Origin of the sequence: Thermomonas sp. S9 (assembly GCF_024704365.1) — a bacterium.
GTDB lineage: Bacteria > Pseudomonadota > Gammaproteobacteria > Xanthomonadales > Xanthomonadaceae > Thermomonas.
Map to the genome: position 1 here is coordinate 157,228 of NZ_JAJDFY010000001.1, position 15,355 is coordinate 172,582.

General features: G+C 72.2%; 10 protein-coding genes and 2 pseudogenes. All 12 read right to left on the reverse strand.

Annotation, left to right across the window (positions count from 1 at the left end):
* Nucleotides 1-3: 3 nt before the first annotated feature.
* On the reverse strand, nt 4-3,309 hold the full coding sequence (locus tag LJB71_RS00850) for an LTA synthase family protein (RefSeq protein ID WP_259302738.1): 3,306 nt from the start codon (nt 3,307-3,309) through the stop codon (nt 4-6).
* Nucleotides 3,306-4,595 carry a YaiO family outer membrane beta-barrel protein gene (locus tag LJB71_RS00855; RefSeq protein ID WP_259302739.1) on the reverse strand — a complete coding sequence of 430 codons (1,290 nt, stop codon included), beginning with the start codon at nt 4,593-4,595 and terminating at the stop codon, nt 3,306-3,308. Before LJB71_RS00855 ends, LJB71_RS00850 begins: the two co-directional genes overlap by 4 nt.
* A complete protein-coding gene (locus LJB71_RS00860) occupies nt 4,592-6,124 on the reverse strand; it encodes a glycosyltransferase (protein WP_259302740.1) in 1,533 nt (510 codons plus the stop codon). The genes LJB71_RS00855 and LJB71_RS00860 overlap by 4 nt, the downstream gene beginning before the upstream one ends.
* Nucleotides 6,121-7,194 (reverse strand): HEAT repeat domain-containing protein, encoded by a 1,074-nt coding sequence (locus LJB71_RS00865; protein ID WP_259302741.1) that lies wholly within the window; start codon nt 7,192-7,194, stop codon nt 6,121-6,123. Before LJB71_RS00865 ends, LJB71_RS00860 begins: the two co-directional genes overlap by 4 nt.
* A gap of 364 nt (nt 7,195-7,558) precedes the next feature.
* Entirely contained in the window at nt 7,559-8,179 is a 621-nt protein-coding gene (locus LJB71_RS00870) for a 1-acyl-sn-glycerol-3-phosphate acyltransferase (RefSeq protein ID WP_259302742.1), read from the reverse strand.
* Nucleotides 8,176-8,589, reverse strand: coding sequence for an alternative ribosome rescue aminoacyl-tRNA hydrolase ArfB (arfB, locus tag LJB71_RS00875; RefSeq protein ID WP_259302743.1), 414 nt, complete (start codon nt 8,587-8,589; stop codon nt 8,176-8,178). Before arfB ends, LJB71_RS00870 begins: the two co-directional genes overlap by 4 nt.
* Nucleotides 8,590-8,598: 9 nt before the next feature.
* Nucleotides 8,599-9,322 (reverse strand): annotated as a pseudogene (locus LJB71_RS00880) (pseudouridine synthase).
* Nucleotides 9,315-10,241, reverse strand: coding sequence for a cation diffusion facilitator family transporter (locus LJB71_RS00885; RefSeq protein WP_259302744.1), 927 nt, complete (start codon nt 10,239-10,241; stop codon nt 9,315-9,317). The pseudogene LJB71_RS00880 and the gene LJB71_RS00885 overlap by 8 nt, the downstream one beginning before the upstream one ends.
* Before the next feature lie 89 nt (nt 10,242-10,330).
* On the reverse strand, nt 10,331-11,983 hold the full coding sequence (gene ubiB / locus LJB71_RS00890; RefSeq protein ID WP_259302745.1) for a ubiquinone biosynthesis regulatory protein kinase UbiB: 1,653 nt from the start codon (nt 11,981-11,983) through the stop codon (nt 10,331-10,333).
* The gene (locus tag LJB71_RS00895; RefSeq protein ID WP_259304699.1) at nt 11,980-12,573 is read right to left on the reverse strand and encodes an SCP2 sterol-binding domain-containing protein; all 594 of its coding nucleotides are present in this window, start codon (nt 12,571-12,573) and stop codon (nt 11,980-11,982) included. The genes ubiB and LJB71_RS00895 overlap by 4 nt, the downstream gene beginning before the upstream one ends.
* Nucleotides 12,574-12,695: 122 nt before the next feature.
* The gene (gene oleD, locus LJB71_RS00900) at nt 12,696-13,697 is read right to left on the reverse strand and encodes a 2-alkyl-3-oxoalkanoate reductase (RefSeq protein WP_259302746.1); all 1,002 of its coding nucleotides are present in this window, start codon (nt 13,695-13,697) and stop codon (nt 12,696-12,698) included.
* Nucleotides 13,694-15,350 (reverse strand): annotated as a pseudogene (gene oleC, locus LJB71_RS00905) (olefin beta-lactone synthetase). The gene oleD and the pseudogene oleC overlap by 4 nt, the downstream one beginning before the upstream one ends.
* Nucleotides 15,351-15,355: the final 5 nt, after the last annotated feature.

The window sequence follows — 15,355 nt, forward strand, 5'->3', positions numbered from 1 at the left end:
CGCCTATTCCGCCGGCACCGGCGCGCCGACGAAGCGGCGGTAGCCTGCGTAGTGGTGGAACACGAAGCCGCCGAACGCCGTCCGCTTGCGGTATGCGGCCTCGACCCTGCCTGCCTCGGCCTCGAACGCGGCCTCATCCATGCCGTGGAAGCTGAGCTTGGCCGGCTCGCCGGGGTTGAACTCCAGCCCGATCACCACGCGCTTGCCCTCGCGGTCGGCATACGCCATCTCGGAGGCGGCGTGGGAGAGGATGGAGTCGCGGCCCTCGGCGCGGTTGCGGTAGTCCATCAGCGCCACGTAGTCGGTGAGGTCGATCACGTGCTCGCTCACCGGCTTGCGCGCGCCGCGCCACTCCAGGGCGATGCCGTCCCACCAGAACGGCATCGCCGGGCCGACCGGCAGCGTCTGCCCGGAGGCGCGCCGGGCCTGCATCATCGCCGCGCTCATGTCGAGGAAGCCGCGCAGCAGGCGCGGGCGGGTGGCGTCCTCCCATTCGTCCAGCAGGTGCGGCTCGATGTCGTAGTTCACCCCGTCGAAGCGCGCCTCCGCCGGGGCGGCGGCGTTGTAGTCCAGCACCCGCTGCAGCATCGCCACCGCCTTCTTCTGCTGGCGCGGCAGCACGTAGCGCTCGGTGTGCAGATGCCACGAGCCCAGCAGCGCATACACCTGCATTCCGCGCGCATGCGCGGCGCGAATGAAGGCGTGGTAGCGGGCCGGCTGCTGCACCAGCAGATTGCGCCCCTGGTAGGCGTCGGCATACAGGTACAGCGTGCCGATGCGCTTGCGCTGCAGGACATCGAACGCCTCCTCGGCCACCGCCGGCACGTCCAGCATCGCGTAGGAATCGGCTTCCCAGACCCACACCGCGCGCGGCGCCTGCGCGGCGACGCTGCCGGCCAGCGCCAGCAGCGCGGCGAGCAGCCCGCCACCGGCACGGCGCAAGCTCATTGCGCGGCGCCCGGGATGTCCACCGGCACGTGGTAGCGCCCGCGCCCCAGCGGCTTGCCGTCGTCGGGATCGGACGGCCGCACCGCGACGAAATAGCGCCCCGGCGCCGACGGTCGTGGCAGCCACAGCGTGACCGCCTGCCGTGCATTCGCCCGTAGCCGCAGCGGCACGCCCGTAGCTTTCGTGCAGCTCGCGGCCCGCTTCATCGGTGAGCACCGCCAGCGGCACGAAGCGCGCCGAGTCGTGGCCGTCGCCGTTGGCGAACTCGGCCTGCAGCCGGATGCCCTCGGCCGTCACCGCCACCGTCAGCGCCTCCACCCCGAGCCCGGGCGCGGTGGCCTGCACCGCCTGCGGCGCGGCGGCGGGCGCGTCGCGGTAGGCCACCAGCGCCGGGGTCGCGCCCTCCGGCGACAGCCGGCGGCTGCGCAGGAACGCGGCGTTCGCGGCTTCATACGCCTGCAAATGCGCCTGCACCTGCGCGCGCAGCCCGGCATCGTCCACCTCGGACGTGCGCAGCCCGTCCTGCAGTTCGAACAGCGTGCCGTCGTGCAGGAACCAGCGCCCGGAGACGAAATCCAGCGCGCTGGTCTTGGTCTGCTTGAGCGGGAACTCGTGGGTGCTGCGGAAAGTGGTGGCCATGTCCAGCCCGCTGCCGGTCCAGGCCGCGCGCGCCGGACGCTTGAGCCCGTAGGTATGCGCCAGCAGCGCCAGCAGCGAGGGGGTCACGTCCAGGTGCGAGGACACCGCGCGCACCCGCAGCGGCTGCCTGAGCAGCGGCGAGAAAATCAACAGCGGCACGTGGTAGCGCTCGATGTGGGTGTCCAGCGGGATTTCCGGCAGACGGTGGTCGCCGGTGATGACGAAGAGGGTGTCGGCATACCAGGGCGCGCGGGCGACGCCTCCGAAATAGCGCCGCAGCTGGTCGTCGGTGTAGAGGATCGCGGTGTAGATGTCGGACTGCGCGCGATAGGCCGCGCGCCGCGCCTCCGGAATCCCCAGCCGCTGCAGGCGCTGCTCCAGCCGCGCGCGGTAGGCCTCCTGCCCGGGGAAACGGTAGTTCGTGTGCATGCTGATGGTCTGCATGCCCAGCACGAACGGCGTTTGCAGGTGCGGAGTATCGGCCAGCACCCGGCGCACCAGCTCGCGGTCGGGATAGCCCCACCCGCTGAACGGATTGCGCTGGTAGCCCGCACCGAAATTGCGCAGGTCCACGATGTCCTGCACGCCCTGCCGCTGCAGGAAGGTGCGCTCGTCGTCGAAGCCGGCGTCGGTGCCGCTGTAGAACGCCGTGTGGTAGCCCTGGCGCTGCAGCACGTTGAACAGGCCGGCATGCGCGGGCATGTCGGCGCCCAGCGCGGTGAAGCCTTGCGCGCCCATCGGCAACGAGGCCAGCAGCGAGGGCAGCACGCCGAAGGTGCGACCCTGGTTGGCGAGGAAATTGTCGAAGTACAGGCTGCGCGCGGCCAGTTCGTCGAGGAACGGGGTGAAGCTGCCGAGCGGCGCGTCCGGGCCGGAGAAGGAGCGGCCCAGGCCCTCGACCACGATCACCACCACGTTCGGCGGGCGGCCGTCGCGGGTGGGGCCGAAGTACGCGCCCAGCGCGTCCGGGGTGGCGTCCGCATGCAGGAAGGGATAGGCCGGATCGCCGGCCGCCGTCGGCGCGGCGGCACTGCCGCTGGCGATCATGAGCCGGATCTGCGCACGCCACCAGCGCAGGTTATCGACCACGAAATAGGCGCCCTTGCTGGTCGCCGCGGCGCGTACCGCCTCGCTGCGCAGCAGGGAAACGCCGGGCGCCAGCGGCAGCGCCCAGGCCGCCAGCCCGGCCAGCACCAGTAGCGGCAGCACGCCGCGGCGCGGCGGGTGCGGGCGGCGTGCGCGCCAGACCAGCAGGACCGTCAGCACCAGCAGCGGCAGCAGCAGGCCGGCCATCCCCGTCACGCCGAGCTCGCCACCGGCCCCGCCGAGGGTGGTGCGGATTTCGTCCAGCCGGTAGCCGAACAGGTCGGCGCCCAGCGCCACGCCGGCCGTCTGGAAGTACAGCGCCAGCAGCGCCTGCGCCAGCAGGAACAGCGCCCAGCACGCCGCGACCGCCAGCAGCGCCCAGCGCCGCGCCGGCAGCGCGGCCAGCGCCAGGCTGACCGGCAGCAGCAACGGCATGGCGCGCAGCAGGAACAGCAGGTCATTGCCGATAGCCAGCAGCACGGCCGCGGCGCCCGCGCCCGGCGGCAGCGCGCGCACGCCCATCCACAGCGCCAGCACCAGCTGCGCGACCAGCAGCGCCGGCAGCCACGCCAGCAGGCGCGCGCCCGCGCCTTCGCGCCCGTCGTCCGCGAACCGGGGGGCGTTATCCCGTCTCACCAGCGCCGGTACAGCGCGAAGGAGAGCTGGCGCTCGTTGAACCCGTCTGCATCGTCGGCGTAGCCGGCGCCGAGCTTGAAGCCCCAGGCGCCGAAATAGCGCACCCACGACACCCCCAGCGCGGCATTGCTGTTGCGCACCAGTGCGCCGCCGCGGTCGAGGTCCACGCTGCGGCCGTGGCCGGCGCTGACTTCCCAGTAGTCGTCGGCATTGCCGCGGTAGTAGTTGCGCAGCTGTGCGCGCTGGCTCCAGCTGCCGGCGCCCACGCCGGGCACGTGCTGCAGCTTGTAGCGGGCGTACCAGTCGCCCCAGTAGTGGCCGACCCCCACCCCGTAGAACTCGGTGGTGGTGGAATAGCGCAGATGGTCCACGCTGGCCGACAGCTCCCAGCCGCTGCCTACGCCCTGGAACAGCTCCGCCCGCCACGCCGTGCGCGGCAGCACCCCGGAGGCCGGGCCCTGCTGGTAGCGCAGATTGGCGTAGGCGCGCGCCCACAGGCTGGCGTAGCCATCCAGCGCCCAGGCAGCGTCGCGCTGGCGGAAGTGGTCGGACTGCAGCCATTCCAGCGCCAGCGAACCGCGCGCGAACCTGCGCCGCAGCGAGACGCCGGCATCGGTCCAGGCAGCGCGGCCGCCGCTGAAGGTGGTGCGGTCGAGCCCGGCCCGCAGCAGCCAGCGATAACCGTCGCTGCGCAGCGCCTCGGGCGCGGCGGTGCGCGCCGGCTGCAGGCTCTCGCGCAGCGCGGCCACCTGCGCCGGGTCGGCGCCGCGCTGCGCGGCCGCCTCGAAATCCGCGCGCGCGGCCGCAACATCGCCGGCGGCGCGCCAGGCGCGCCCGCGGGCCAGATACGCGGCTGCGTCCGTCGGCTCCAGCGCGATCCAGTGCGCGTATGCCTCTGCCGCCTCGCGCGGGCGGTCGCTCCACAGGTACAGATCGCCCAGCGCCGACCAGGCATCGGCGTAGCCGGGCTTGGCCGTGGTCACCGCGCGCAGGTCGGCCTCGGCCTCGGCATAGCGCCCGTCCCAGGCGTAGGTGCGGCCGCGTGCCAGCAGCACGTCGCTGTTGCCGGGCGAGTCCCGCAGCATCGCCGCATACAGGGCCAGCGCCTGCGCACGCTTGACCGGATCGCCGGAGGTGGCCAGTGCGCGCGCCTGGCGCAGGCGCAGGGTCTCGGCATCTTCCTGCGCGGCAGCCACGGGCGGCGCGGCCTGCAGTGGCGCGGTCGCGGCGGGACCGCTGGCGAGGAGGGCGGCCGCTTGCAGCACGGCCGGAGACAGCAGCATCATCGGGTCGCTCCCGGCGCGGATTGCAGGGGTCGGGAAGCGGCGGCGCCGGCGCCTGCCTCCCCGGGGTCGTCCGCGTGCCAGTCGCCGTCGCGGCGCATATGGCCCCAGTGCGAGCGCCGCCCCAGCCGGAGCAGGCGCACCAGCCAGCGCAGCAGCCCGACCACCCGGAACAGCGACATCATCTGGCGATAGCCGAAGTTCTCCAGCACCGCCACCAGGAACAGCTTGAGCTGCTGACCCGGGCGCGGGTACAGGTGGAACGAGATTTCCTCCAGCATCATCGCATTGACCGACAGCAGGATGCCAAGCCCGACCGAGGCGAACAGGAACACGAAGAACGCCTGCGACGACAGCAGCCCGGCCAGCCCGAGCACGATCACCGAGGCATAGCCCAGCACCTCCACCAGCGGCCCCAGGCATTCGAACAGCAGCATGAACGGGTACGCCACCCAGCCGACCATGCCGCCGTTGCGCCTGGCCATCAGCCGCCAGTTGCCAAACAGGCTTTCGGCCAGGCCCTGCTGCCAGCGCACGCGCTGGTTGTACAGCGAACGCAGGTCGGACGGCACTTCGGTCCAGCAGATCGGATCCGGCACGAAGGCGATCCGGTAGGGCCGCTTCTCCTCGCGCATCTGGTTGTGCAAGCGCACCACCATTTCCATGTCCTCGCCGACCAGGTCGCTCTTGTAGCCGCCGGCGGCGATCACGCGCTCCTTGTAGAACACCCCGAACGCGCCGGAGATGATCAGCAGCGCATTCAGCGGCGACCAGCCCAGGCGCCCGAACAGGAACGCGCGCAGGTATTCCAGCGTCTGCGTCAGCGGCAGCAGCCGGTCCGGCAGGTCGATCTCCGACAGCAGCCCGTCCTTGACCTTGCAGCCGTTGACGATGCGGATCACGCCGCCGGCGGCGATCATCCGCGCATCTTCCAGGAACGGCTGCACCACCCGCGCCAGGCTGTCCTCCTGCAGGATGCAGTCGGCATCGACCACGCAGAACAGCGGATAGCGGGCGGTGTTGATGCCGGCGTTCAACGCATCCGCCTTGCCGCCGTTGTCCTTGTCCACCAGGCGCACCCGGCCGTTGCCGGGGGAGACGAAGATGCGCCTGACCGGCGCGGTCTTCAGGCGCACGCGGTAGGCCTCCGGGAACTCCACCAGCCCGAACGCTTCCACCACCGCGCGCAGGGTGCCGTCACGCGAGCCGTCGTTGATGACCACCACCTCGAAATTGGGATAGCCCAGCCGCAGCAGCGAGCGCACGGTGGCGACGATGGTCTTTTCCTCGTTATGGGCCGGCACCAGGATGCTGACCGGCGGCTGGTACTCGGCGAAGTTGCGCAGGCGGAAGCTGGCACCGTGCTCGCGGGTGTAGCGCAGGATCGCGAACATCGCGATGAAGTTCAGCCCCAGGTACACCGCGTTGATGCTGACGAAATACAGCAGAAAGGCCCACTGCAGGCCTTCCAGGGTGGTCGCCAGCGCGGCCGGGATGGCGGGCATGGCCATTGCCTCGATCGCAAGGCTCATGCCGCCACCTGCAGGCTGTGCTCGGCCAGCACCTGGGTGAGGATGTCGCGCGCGTAGCGGTCCTGCTGGCGCTCGCGGATGCGCGCCAGCGCTTCGTCGTCGCCCAGCAGGTGCTGCAGCGCCTGCGCGCTGCGGTAGCGCACCCACCACTGGGTATCGCCCAGCAGCGGCAGCAGCGCCCCGGCATCGCGCGCGCTGCCCAGCCGCCCGAGCGCGGCCGCCGCGTGCATGCGCACATGCCAGCGCGGATGCGCCAGCAGCGGCCGCACCCTGTCGAGGTCGGCCGCCTCGGTCATCACCTGCAGGCAGGTCGAAACCAGGTGCTCGTCATGCGGCTCGGACAGGATGCGGCGGATCACCGGAGCCGCCGCCTGCGGGCTGACCCCGGCCAGGAAGCGCACCATGCGCGGCGCCACCTCGTCGTTGGCGCGCAGCGCGGCGCCACTCAGCGGGCCCTGTACCACCGCGGCATCGGTGTCCGACAGGATCTGCGCCACGCCGCCGTCCACCCAGTCCTGGCGCGCCTCGATCTGCGGCACCACCCGCTCCACCGCGCGCGCCGCGTCGATCCGCATCAGCGCGTGCGCGGCGCTGATCGAGACGATCGGGCTGGGATCGTCCAGCAGCGGCTCGATCCGGCTGAAGCTGGAGACGCTGCGCAGGTGGCCGAGCGCGATGATCGCCATGACCCGGTCGTGAAAGCGGCCGGCGCTGGCGATCTTCTCCAGTTTCGGCGCCAGCCCGACTTCCCACGCCAATTGGTGCATGCCCAGGTTGTCCACGCCCTGCGGCAGCTCGTGCAGCGCGTTCCAGGCCTCCATGAAGCCGGTCATGTCGTGCCCGGGCAGCAGCGGCAACCGCGCGGGCAGGCCGTCGCGCATCGCCTCCTCCAGCAGCGCCCGCCAGCGCGCCACCGCCTGCAGATGCTGGCGTTCGCGCCGCTGCGCCAGTCTGCGCAGCACCAGCACCGCCACGAACAGCGCCAGCGAGGCCAGGCTCATGCTCAGGCCCACCCAGAACGCGAACACCACCCGCGGGTCGCTGCTGTAGAGCAGGTCGAAGAGCCTCATCGGCCACCCCGCGCGCGCGCCGATGCCAGCCGCGCGCATGCGCGCCGCCCGACACCTTCCTGCACTGGCCATGACCGCTTCAAACCGCTTCTGCCTCCCCTTCTTTTCTTTGCCGATCCGCGCATCCGATACCGTTGCACTGTCCTGTCTTCCCGCCGGCCGCACTCCTCCCGGCAACACGCGGCGCGCGCTGCCCGAAAAGGCCTTGCGGGGTGGTGTCGCGACGGGCGCGCGCGGCGCACGCGGAAACTGCGACGCAAATCCCATGCCAAACCCGGAATCGCGGGTTTGCCACGGGAAATTCATGTATTCCAGGAAGTCGAACTGACGCGTTGCGTCAGTTCCGGCCCCGGGGCGGCCGCATTCAGCCGGGCTGCCGCACGTCGTGGTGGCGGCCCTTGAATGGCGCATACCAGCGCTGGATGCGCGCGATGTCGGCCGCCATGTCGCCGCTGGTGGTAAACGCCGGGCCGAGCACGATCCGCCGCCGCGGGTAGTCGAACGCCGCCACCACCACCGGCACCTGCGCGGCCTGCGCGATCCGCCAGAACCCCGGCTTCCACCGCGCCACCGGGCGGCGGGTGCCTTCCGGCGCCATCGCGTACCAGATCACGTCGCGCGCGCGCATGGCCGCCACCGCCTGCTCCACCACCCCCTGCGGCGCGGCGCGGTTGACCGGGATCACCCCCTGCCAGCGCAGCAGCGGCGCCAGCAGCGGAATGCGGAACAGACTGTGCTTGCCGAGGATCGACAGCCGGATGCCCAGCGCCAGCTTGGCCGCGATCCCCCAGAACCCGTCCCAGTTGGAGGAATGCGGGGCCGCCACCAGCACCGCCTTGGGGATATCCGGCAACTCCCCGTCCACCCGCCAGCCGCCCAGCCGCAGCACCGTGCGCCCCAGCCACGGGGCGATGTGCCCGCGCGGCATCCGCGGCACCCGCGGCGGCAGCGCCGGCACCAGCCCGTCGTGCGCGCCGACGCTCATTCCCAGCCCCGCCCGCTGCGGCCCTGCTTGCGCTCGCTGCGCACGCGCTTTTCGCCCAGCCGGCGCTCCTTCGCGGCGCGGGTGGGCCGGGTGGGAATGCGCGGCGCGGGGGCGCGCAACCCGCTCTCGATGAAGGCGGCCAGCCGCGCCCGCGCATCCTCGCGATTGCGCTCCTGGGTGCGGAACCGCTGCGCCGACAGCACCAGCACGCCCTGCCCCGTCATGCGCCGGTCGCGCCGCGCCAGCAGGCGCGCGCGTACCGCTTCCGGCAACGCGGGGGAAGCGGCCACGTCGAACCGCAGCTCGACTGCAGTGGCGACCTTGTTGACGTTCTGCCCGCCCGGCCCGGACGCGCGCACGAAGCGCTCCACCAGTTCGTCATCGGGGATGGACAGCGGGCCGACCTGCATCCTTCGATCTTAAACGACGCCCGCGGCCGGCTGCGGGCCGAACAGGGCCAGCGCCCTGGCGAACTCCGCGTCCACCGGCGCGGTCACCTCGATCCGCGCGCCGGTCTGGGGGGTGGAGGAAGGCCAGGCGACGCGCGTGCAGCAGCATGCGGTGGATGCCGAGCATACGGAACTGGCGGTTGTGGCGGCCGTCGCCGTGGCTGGAATCGCCGATCAGGTGGTGCGAGATGTGCTTGAGGTGGCGACGGATCTGGCGGAAGCGGCCGGTGTGCGGGCTGGCGCGCAGCCAGGCATAGCGCGAGGTGGGAAAGCCGGCCGAGGGCAGCGGCAGTTCGCAGGTCGCGAGCACTTCGAAGGCCGTTTGCGCCGGCTTCTTGTGCGGTTTGCCGGGCCCGCCGTCGAGCGGATGGTCGACCACGAACGCGCGCTGCGCCGGCCAGCCGCGGCAGATCGCCCAGTACTCCTTCTCGACCGCGCGCGCCATCAGCACCTTGCCGAGCGCGGAAGCGATGTCGCGGTCGAACGCCAGCAGCAGGCAGCCGCTGGTGGCGCGGTCGAGGCGGTGGATCAGGTGGATCGGCCGCCCGAACTGCGCGCGCAGCTGGTCGGCGGCGAATTCGGTGACGCCGCGCGCCAGCGCGCTGTCGTGCACCATCAGCCCGGCCGGCTTGCACACCACGGCCAGCCTCTCGTCCCGATACAGCACCGGCAGCGGTCCACCACCCTCAGTCATGCAGATCCACCTGGCCGCAGTGGCGCGTCTCCACCTGCAGGGTGGCGTGGTCGATGTCGAAACGCGCGTGCAGCATCGCCGCGACTTCAGCGCGCACGGCGTCGGGATCGCGGCCAGCTTCCGCCAGCAGCACGTGCGCGGTCAGGATCGGCTCGCGCGAGCCCAGCGCCCACACGTGCAGGTCGTGCACCGCGGCCACCCCGGACACCGCCTGCATGGCATCGCGCACGGCGTCGATGTCCAGCCCGGCCGGCACGCCCTGCATCAGCACCTGCCCGGCCGCGCGCAGCAATGTCCAGATGCGCGGCAGCACCCACAGCGCGATCAGCACCGCGATCAGCGGGTCCAGCAGGGTCCAGCCGGTGTAGCGGATCAGCAGCGCGCCGACGATCACCCCCAGCGAGCCGAGCATGTCGCTCCATACTTCGAGGTAGGCACCACGCATGTTCAGGCTCTCGCCGGCACCCGCCGCCAGCAGCCGCATCGACACCAGGTTCACCACCAGCCCCAGCACCGCGACCGCCAGCATGGCGTCTTGCGCCACCGGCTGCGGCGCACGCAGGCGCGCCAGCGCCTCCCAGAGGATGATGCCGGCGGCCACGAACAGCAGGCCGCTGTTGGCCAGCGCGCCCAGCGCTTCCATGCGCGCATAGCCGTAGGTGCGGCGGGCGTCGGCCGGGCGCCGCGCCATGCGCACCGCGAACAGCGAAATCCCCAGCGCCATCACGTCGGTGAACATGTGCGCGGCATCCGACAGCAGCGCCAGGCTGTTGCTCCACAGGCCGCCGGCCACTTCCACCAGCATGAACAGCGCCGTCAGCGCGAACGCGATCCACAGCGGCCGTTCGTGGCGGATCTCGGCCGGCGCGTGGCTGTGACCGTGCGAATCGTGGCTGCCGTGAGAATGGCCTGCGCCCATCGCGCGTGCTCCTGCAGAAACTGCGCGGCAAATTAGCGGCGGCCGCCGCGGTACACAATTGCAGCGGCACGGCGCATCGCGGCGCGGCGTCAGCGGCGCGGCCAGGCCGCGAATAGGGCCCACAGCCCGCCGAGTCCGGCGATCCAGGCCGAGACCGGCAGCGCCAGCAGACGCGCTCCGCCGGCATCCAGCGCGTACAGCAGCGCGGCGGCGATCAGCAGCCCCACGCCCAGCACCGAGGCCACGATCCGGCGCTGCATCTGCGCCAGCACGTGGGTGATCGCGCGCACGTCGGCCGAACGCATCGCCAGCTCGTGCCGGCCTTCCACCTGCTGCTGCAGCCAGGCGTGCAGCAGGCGCGGCATCTCCGGCGCGCGCGTCACCAGCTCCGGCAACTGCTTGCGCAGCTCGCCCAGCAGCCGGCGCGGGCTGTAGCGCTCGGCCAGGATCTCCTCCAGCACCGGCCGGGCCACCGCCCAGATGTCGATCTGCGGGTCCAGCTGGCGGCCCACGCCCTCGATGTTGAGCAGGGTCTTCTGCAGCAGGATCAGCTGCGGCTGCAGGGTCAGCTCGTAGCGCTGCGCGGTGCGCAGCAGCTTGACCAGCACCTCGGCCAGCGAAATCTCGCTCAGCGGACGGGTGAAGTACGGCTCGCAGACCGCGCGCGCGGCCGCCTCGAGCTCGTCGATGCGGATGTGCGACGGCATCCAGCCGGCCTGCACATGCAGCTCGGCGATGCGGCGGTAGTCGCGGTTGAAGATCGCCATGAAGTTCTCGGCGAGCCAGTACTGGTCCTCGCTGGAGAGCTGGCCCATGATCCCGAAGTCGAGCGCGATGAAGCGCGGGTCGGCCTGGCGCTGCGGATCCACCCAGATGTTGCCGGCGTGGGCGTCGGCGTGGAAGAAGTTGTCGCGGAACACCTGCTGGTAGAACACGCGCACGCCCTTGACCGCCAGCGCCTTGCGGTCGATCCCGGCCGCGTCCAGCGCGGCGATGTCGTCGGACGGGATGCCGCGCACGCGCTCCAGCGTGAGCGCGCGTTCGGCGGTGTGGCTCCAGACCACCTCGGGCACGTACAGATCCGGGGAATCCCGCCAGTTGCGGCGCAGCAGGCTGGCGTTGCCGGCCTCGCGCAGCAGGTCCAGCTCGGCGGCGAGGGTGTTCTCGATCTCGGCCACCACCTCGCGCGGGCGGATCTTGTCGGCGCGCGGATGCGCGCGTTCGACGAGCGCGGCGAGCGCCTTGAGCAGCGCGATGTCGGCCTCGATCAGGCGGTCGATCTCCGGGCGCAGCACCTTCACCACCACCTCGCGCCCGTCGTGCAGGGTCGCGGCGTGCACCTGGGCGATGCTGGCCGAGGCCAGCGGCACGGTGTCGAAGCTGGCGTAGGCGGCCTCGATCGCGCGCCCCAGCGCCTGCTCCACCAGCGCGCGCGCCTGCGCGCCCGGGAACGGCGCCACCCGGTCCTGCAGCAGCGCCAGCTCGTCGGCGATGTCCGGCGGCAGCAGGTCGCGGCGGGTGGACAGGATCTGCCCGAACTTGACGAAGATCGGCCCCAGCTCCTGCAGCGCCAGGCGCAACCGCGCACCGCGCGGCAATGCCTCCACCTCGCGCGAGGCGCGCGGCACCAGCGGGCGCATCAGGCGCAGCCAGCGTTCCGCCGGGGTACCGTCCAGCAGGGCATCCAGCCGGTAGCGCAGCAGCACGCGGCCGATCCGCCAGGCGCGCAGCGCGGACTTCATGCGTCCAATCCTCGCGCGCGGCGCAGGCGCGCCAGCTTGGCGGCGAGCCGCTCGACGTCGTCGCGCAGTGCGTCCACGTCGTCGTGGAAGGCGTCCAGCTCGGCGCGCGCCACCACGTCGCGGCTCTCTTCGGTGACGTACTCGGCGGCCATCTGCGCGAACTGGCGGCCGGCGCCCTGCGCCTGGCGCAGCGCGGCGGCCACCGCCTTGGCCACCTGCACGCCCAGCACCTCGCCGAACACCGCCACGAACGGCCGCTGCCAGTCGGGATCGAAGCGCTGCGCCAGTATCTGCAGGCGGCGCGCCAGCTCGGCATCGCCCTCGATCCGCAGCTGCCCCACCGGCGGCGCGGCGGCATCGCGCAGCGGCGGCAGCTGGCGCAGCAGCGCGCCGAGGCTGGCGCGCACGCCGAGGTCGGGCGCCTGCGCCGCATCCGGCGGCCCCACCCGCAGCGACTCACCGTCCACCCGGATCTCCAGCGCCAGCGGCGGCGGCGCCAGGTGCAGCGCGATGCGCCGGCCATCCAGCGCCGGCAGCGCGGCGCGGGTGTCGGGGTCCAGCGCCAGCGCGCGGTTGAGCGCGGCTTCCAGCGCCCGTCCGGCAGGCCGCTTCCAGTTGAAGGGGGTTCGGTCATGGCCGCATTGTAGGGTGCGCCATGCCGCTTCAGAGCAGCCTCATGCGGGGCAGGCAACCCCGCACCCCGACGACAGCCTCAATCCGGCCTCACCAGCGACGCGCGCAGCCGCGCCAGCCCGTCCGCCATCGACACCCGCGGCACGTAGCCAAAGTCACGCGCGGCCGGCGCCATCGAATACCAGTGCGGGGTGGCCAGCTGTTCGGCCAGAAAGCGCGTCATCGGCGGATCGCCGCGCAGCGGCAGCACGCTCCACAGCCCTTCGCAGACCGCGCCCAGCGCATAGGCTGCGCGGAACGGGAGCGTGGCGTGCACTTCCGGCGCCCCGGCGGCGCGCAGCAGCGCATTGAGCACCTCGCGCAGCGGCCACGGTTCGCCATTGCTGATGAAGTAGGCGCGCCCGGCGCAGGCGGCGCCCGGATGCAGGTGATCGAGCGCAGCCAGATGTGCCTGCGCGGCGTTATCGATGTAGGTGGTATCGACCAGGTTGTCGCCGCTGCCGACCAGGCGCAGGCGGCCACTGCGTGCGCGTTCTACCAGCCGCGGCAGGATCTGGGTATCGCCCGGCCCCCAGATCAGGCGCGGACGCAGGGCCACCGTCGCCAGCTCGGGGCCGTTGGCCGCCAGCGCCTCGCGTTCGGCGATGATCTTGGTCGCGGCGTAATGCGCCTTCACGCCCTCGCCGTAGGGCACCTCCTCGGCGGTCGCGCCTTCCACCGGGTGGGTGGCGCGATGGGCGACGCTGGGCGTGGACGTGTAGACCAGCCGCGGGATGCCGTGCGCGCGGCAGGCCGCAATCACGTGGCGGGTGCCCAGCACGTTCGCGCTGAAGTAGCTGGCATGGCTGCCCCAGGCGCCGGCCTTGGCGGCGTTGTGCAGCACCGCGTCGAAACCGCCGGCAAACGCGGCCAGCACCGCGTCGCGGTCGGCCAGGTCGGCTTGCCGCTGGGGCACGCCCATCGCATCCAACGCCGGATGGCGGCTGCGGCTGACGCTGGTGACGTCATGGCCGCGGGCCAGCAGCGCGCGGCACAGGGCCTGGCCGAGAAAGCCGCCGCCACCGGTGACGAGAATCTTCATGCGGCCTCCTTGCGCAGCTGGCGCGCCGCCCACGCCGCCAGCGCCTCGCGGCCGATCTTGGCGTTATGGCGGATGTCGACCGGAAATGGTTTTGGGTAATGCAGGAAGTGCGCGATCCTGGCGGTGTGCACGAAGCCGTCCGCACGATGGCGCAGCGCCTCGGCAATCTGCGGCCAGTCACGCCGATCCGTGCCGGCCTTCAGCTCCACGCACAGCACCGGCACCTGCGCGCCCTTCGGGCCAACCCCGACCAGCGCGCAGCGGCGCACCTGCGGATGGACGTTGAACACCGGCTCCACCTGCTCGGTGCACAGGGTGGTGTGCGCGTCCACCACCACCCGCTGCGACTTGCGTCCGCAGAACCACAGCCGGCCCTCGCCGTCGAAATAGCCGAGGTCACCCATGCGGTGCACGATGCGCGCGCCGCCGCCGGGCAGTGCTTCGCGGAGCTTGGCGAGCGCGGTCTGCGCGTCGCGGTTGAAATAGGCGTCGGTGGCGCTGGGGCCGGCGACGGTGATCTCGCCCACCTGCCCCGGGGCGACCTGCAATCCGTCGTGCCACTCGGGAATCACGCCATCGTCGATGCGGATGATGCGCACCGCATTGCCCGCCACCGGACGCCCGACGCAGGTGCCGGCACCGGTCTCGGTGCGCGCGCGCAGGGTGAGCAGCTCGCGACCTTCGATCACCGCCACCGGCAGGCATTCGGTGGCGCCGTAGGGCGTCCAGAACCGCGCATCGGGCGGCAGCAGGGCCAGCATCTTCTCGACCACCTCCGGCGGCACCGGCGCGCCGGCGCTGGTGACGCGCTTCAAGGTGGGCAGCGGCTGGCCGTGCTCGGCCAGGACGCGCATCAAGGCCGGCGAGCCGAACAGCTGGTCGGCGCCGAACCGCGCAATCGCCGCGTGCAGCTTGCGCGGATCGGCCAGCGCCGGGCGCGTGGGGTCCATGTCAGGGATGATGCTGGTCAGACCGAGGGCCGGATCGAACAGGGCGAACGGCGGGAAGGTGGGGAAATCCACGCCCGCCGGGGGCGATCCCGAACGCCTCGCGCAGCATCTTGATCTGCGCCACGAAATGGCGGTGCCGGTACACCACGCCCTTGGGCACGCCGGTGCTGCCGCTGGTGAACAGGATCGCGGCCACGTCCTCGCCGTCGGTATCCGCCAGCTGCGGCCCTGCGCCGCGTCCATCGGCCTCGACCTGCGCCAGCGTCGCATCGGCCAGCCACGCGCGGCGGCCGGTGGTGATGCGCACGCGCGCCGCCTTCGCCCAGCCCAGCAGCGCCTTCGCCAGCAGCGCCAGCGGGATGCCGATGAACGCCTGCGGCTGCGCCTCGTCCAGGCACTGCTTGAGCACGCGCCTGGCGATCCCGGGGTCCACCAGCACCGGCACCGCGCCGGCCTTGAACAGCGCGAACATCAGCAGGAAGAACGCCGGCGTGGGCCGCACCATCACCACCGTGCGGGTGCCGCGCACGATCCCGCGCCGGGCCAGGCCGGCGGCGATCGCGTCGCTGCGCGCGTCGAGCTCGGCATAGGTCAGCGTTTGTCCGTAGCGCCCGTCGCGCCCGGGACAGCGCATGGCGATCTGGTCCGGACGCTCGCGCGCCAGCCGCGGCAACGCCGCGGCGATGTTGCAGGGCGGATTCATGCCGG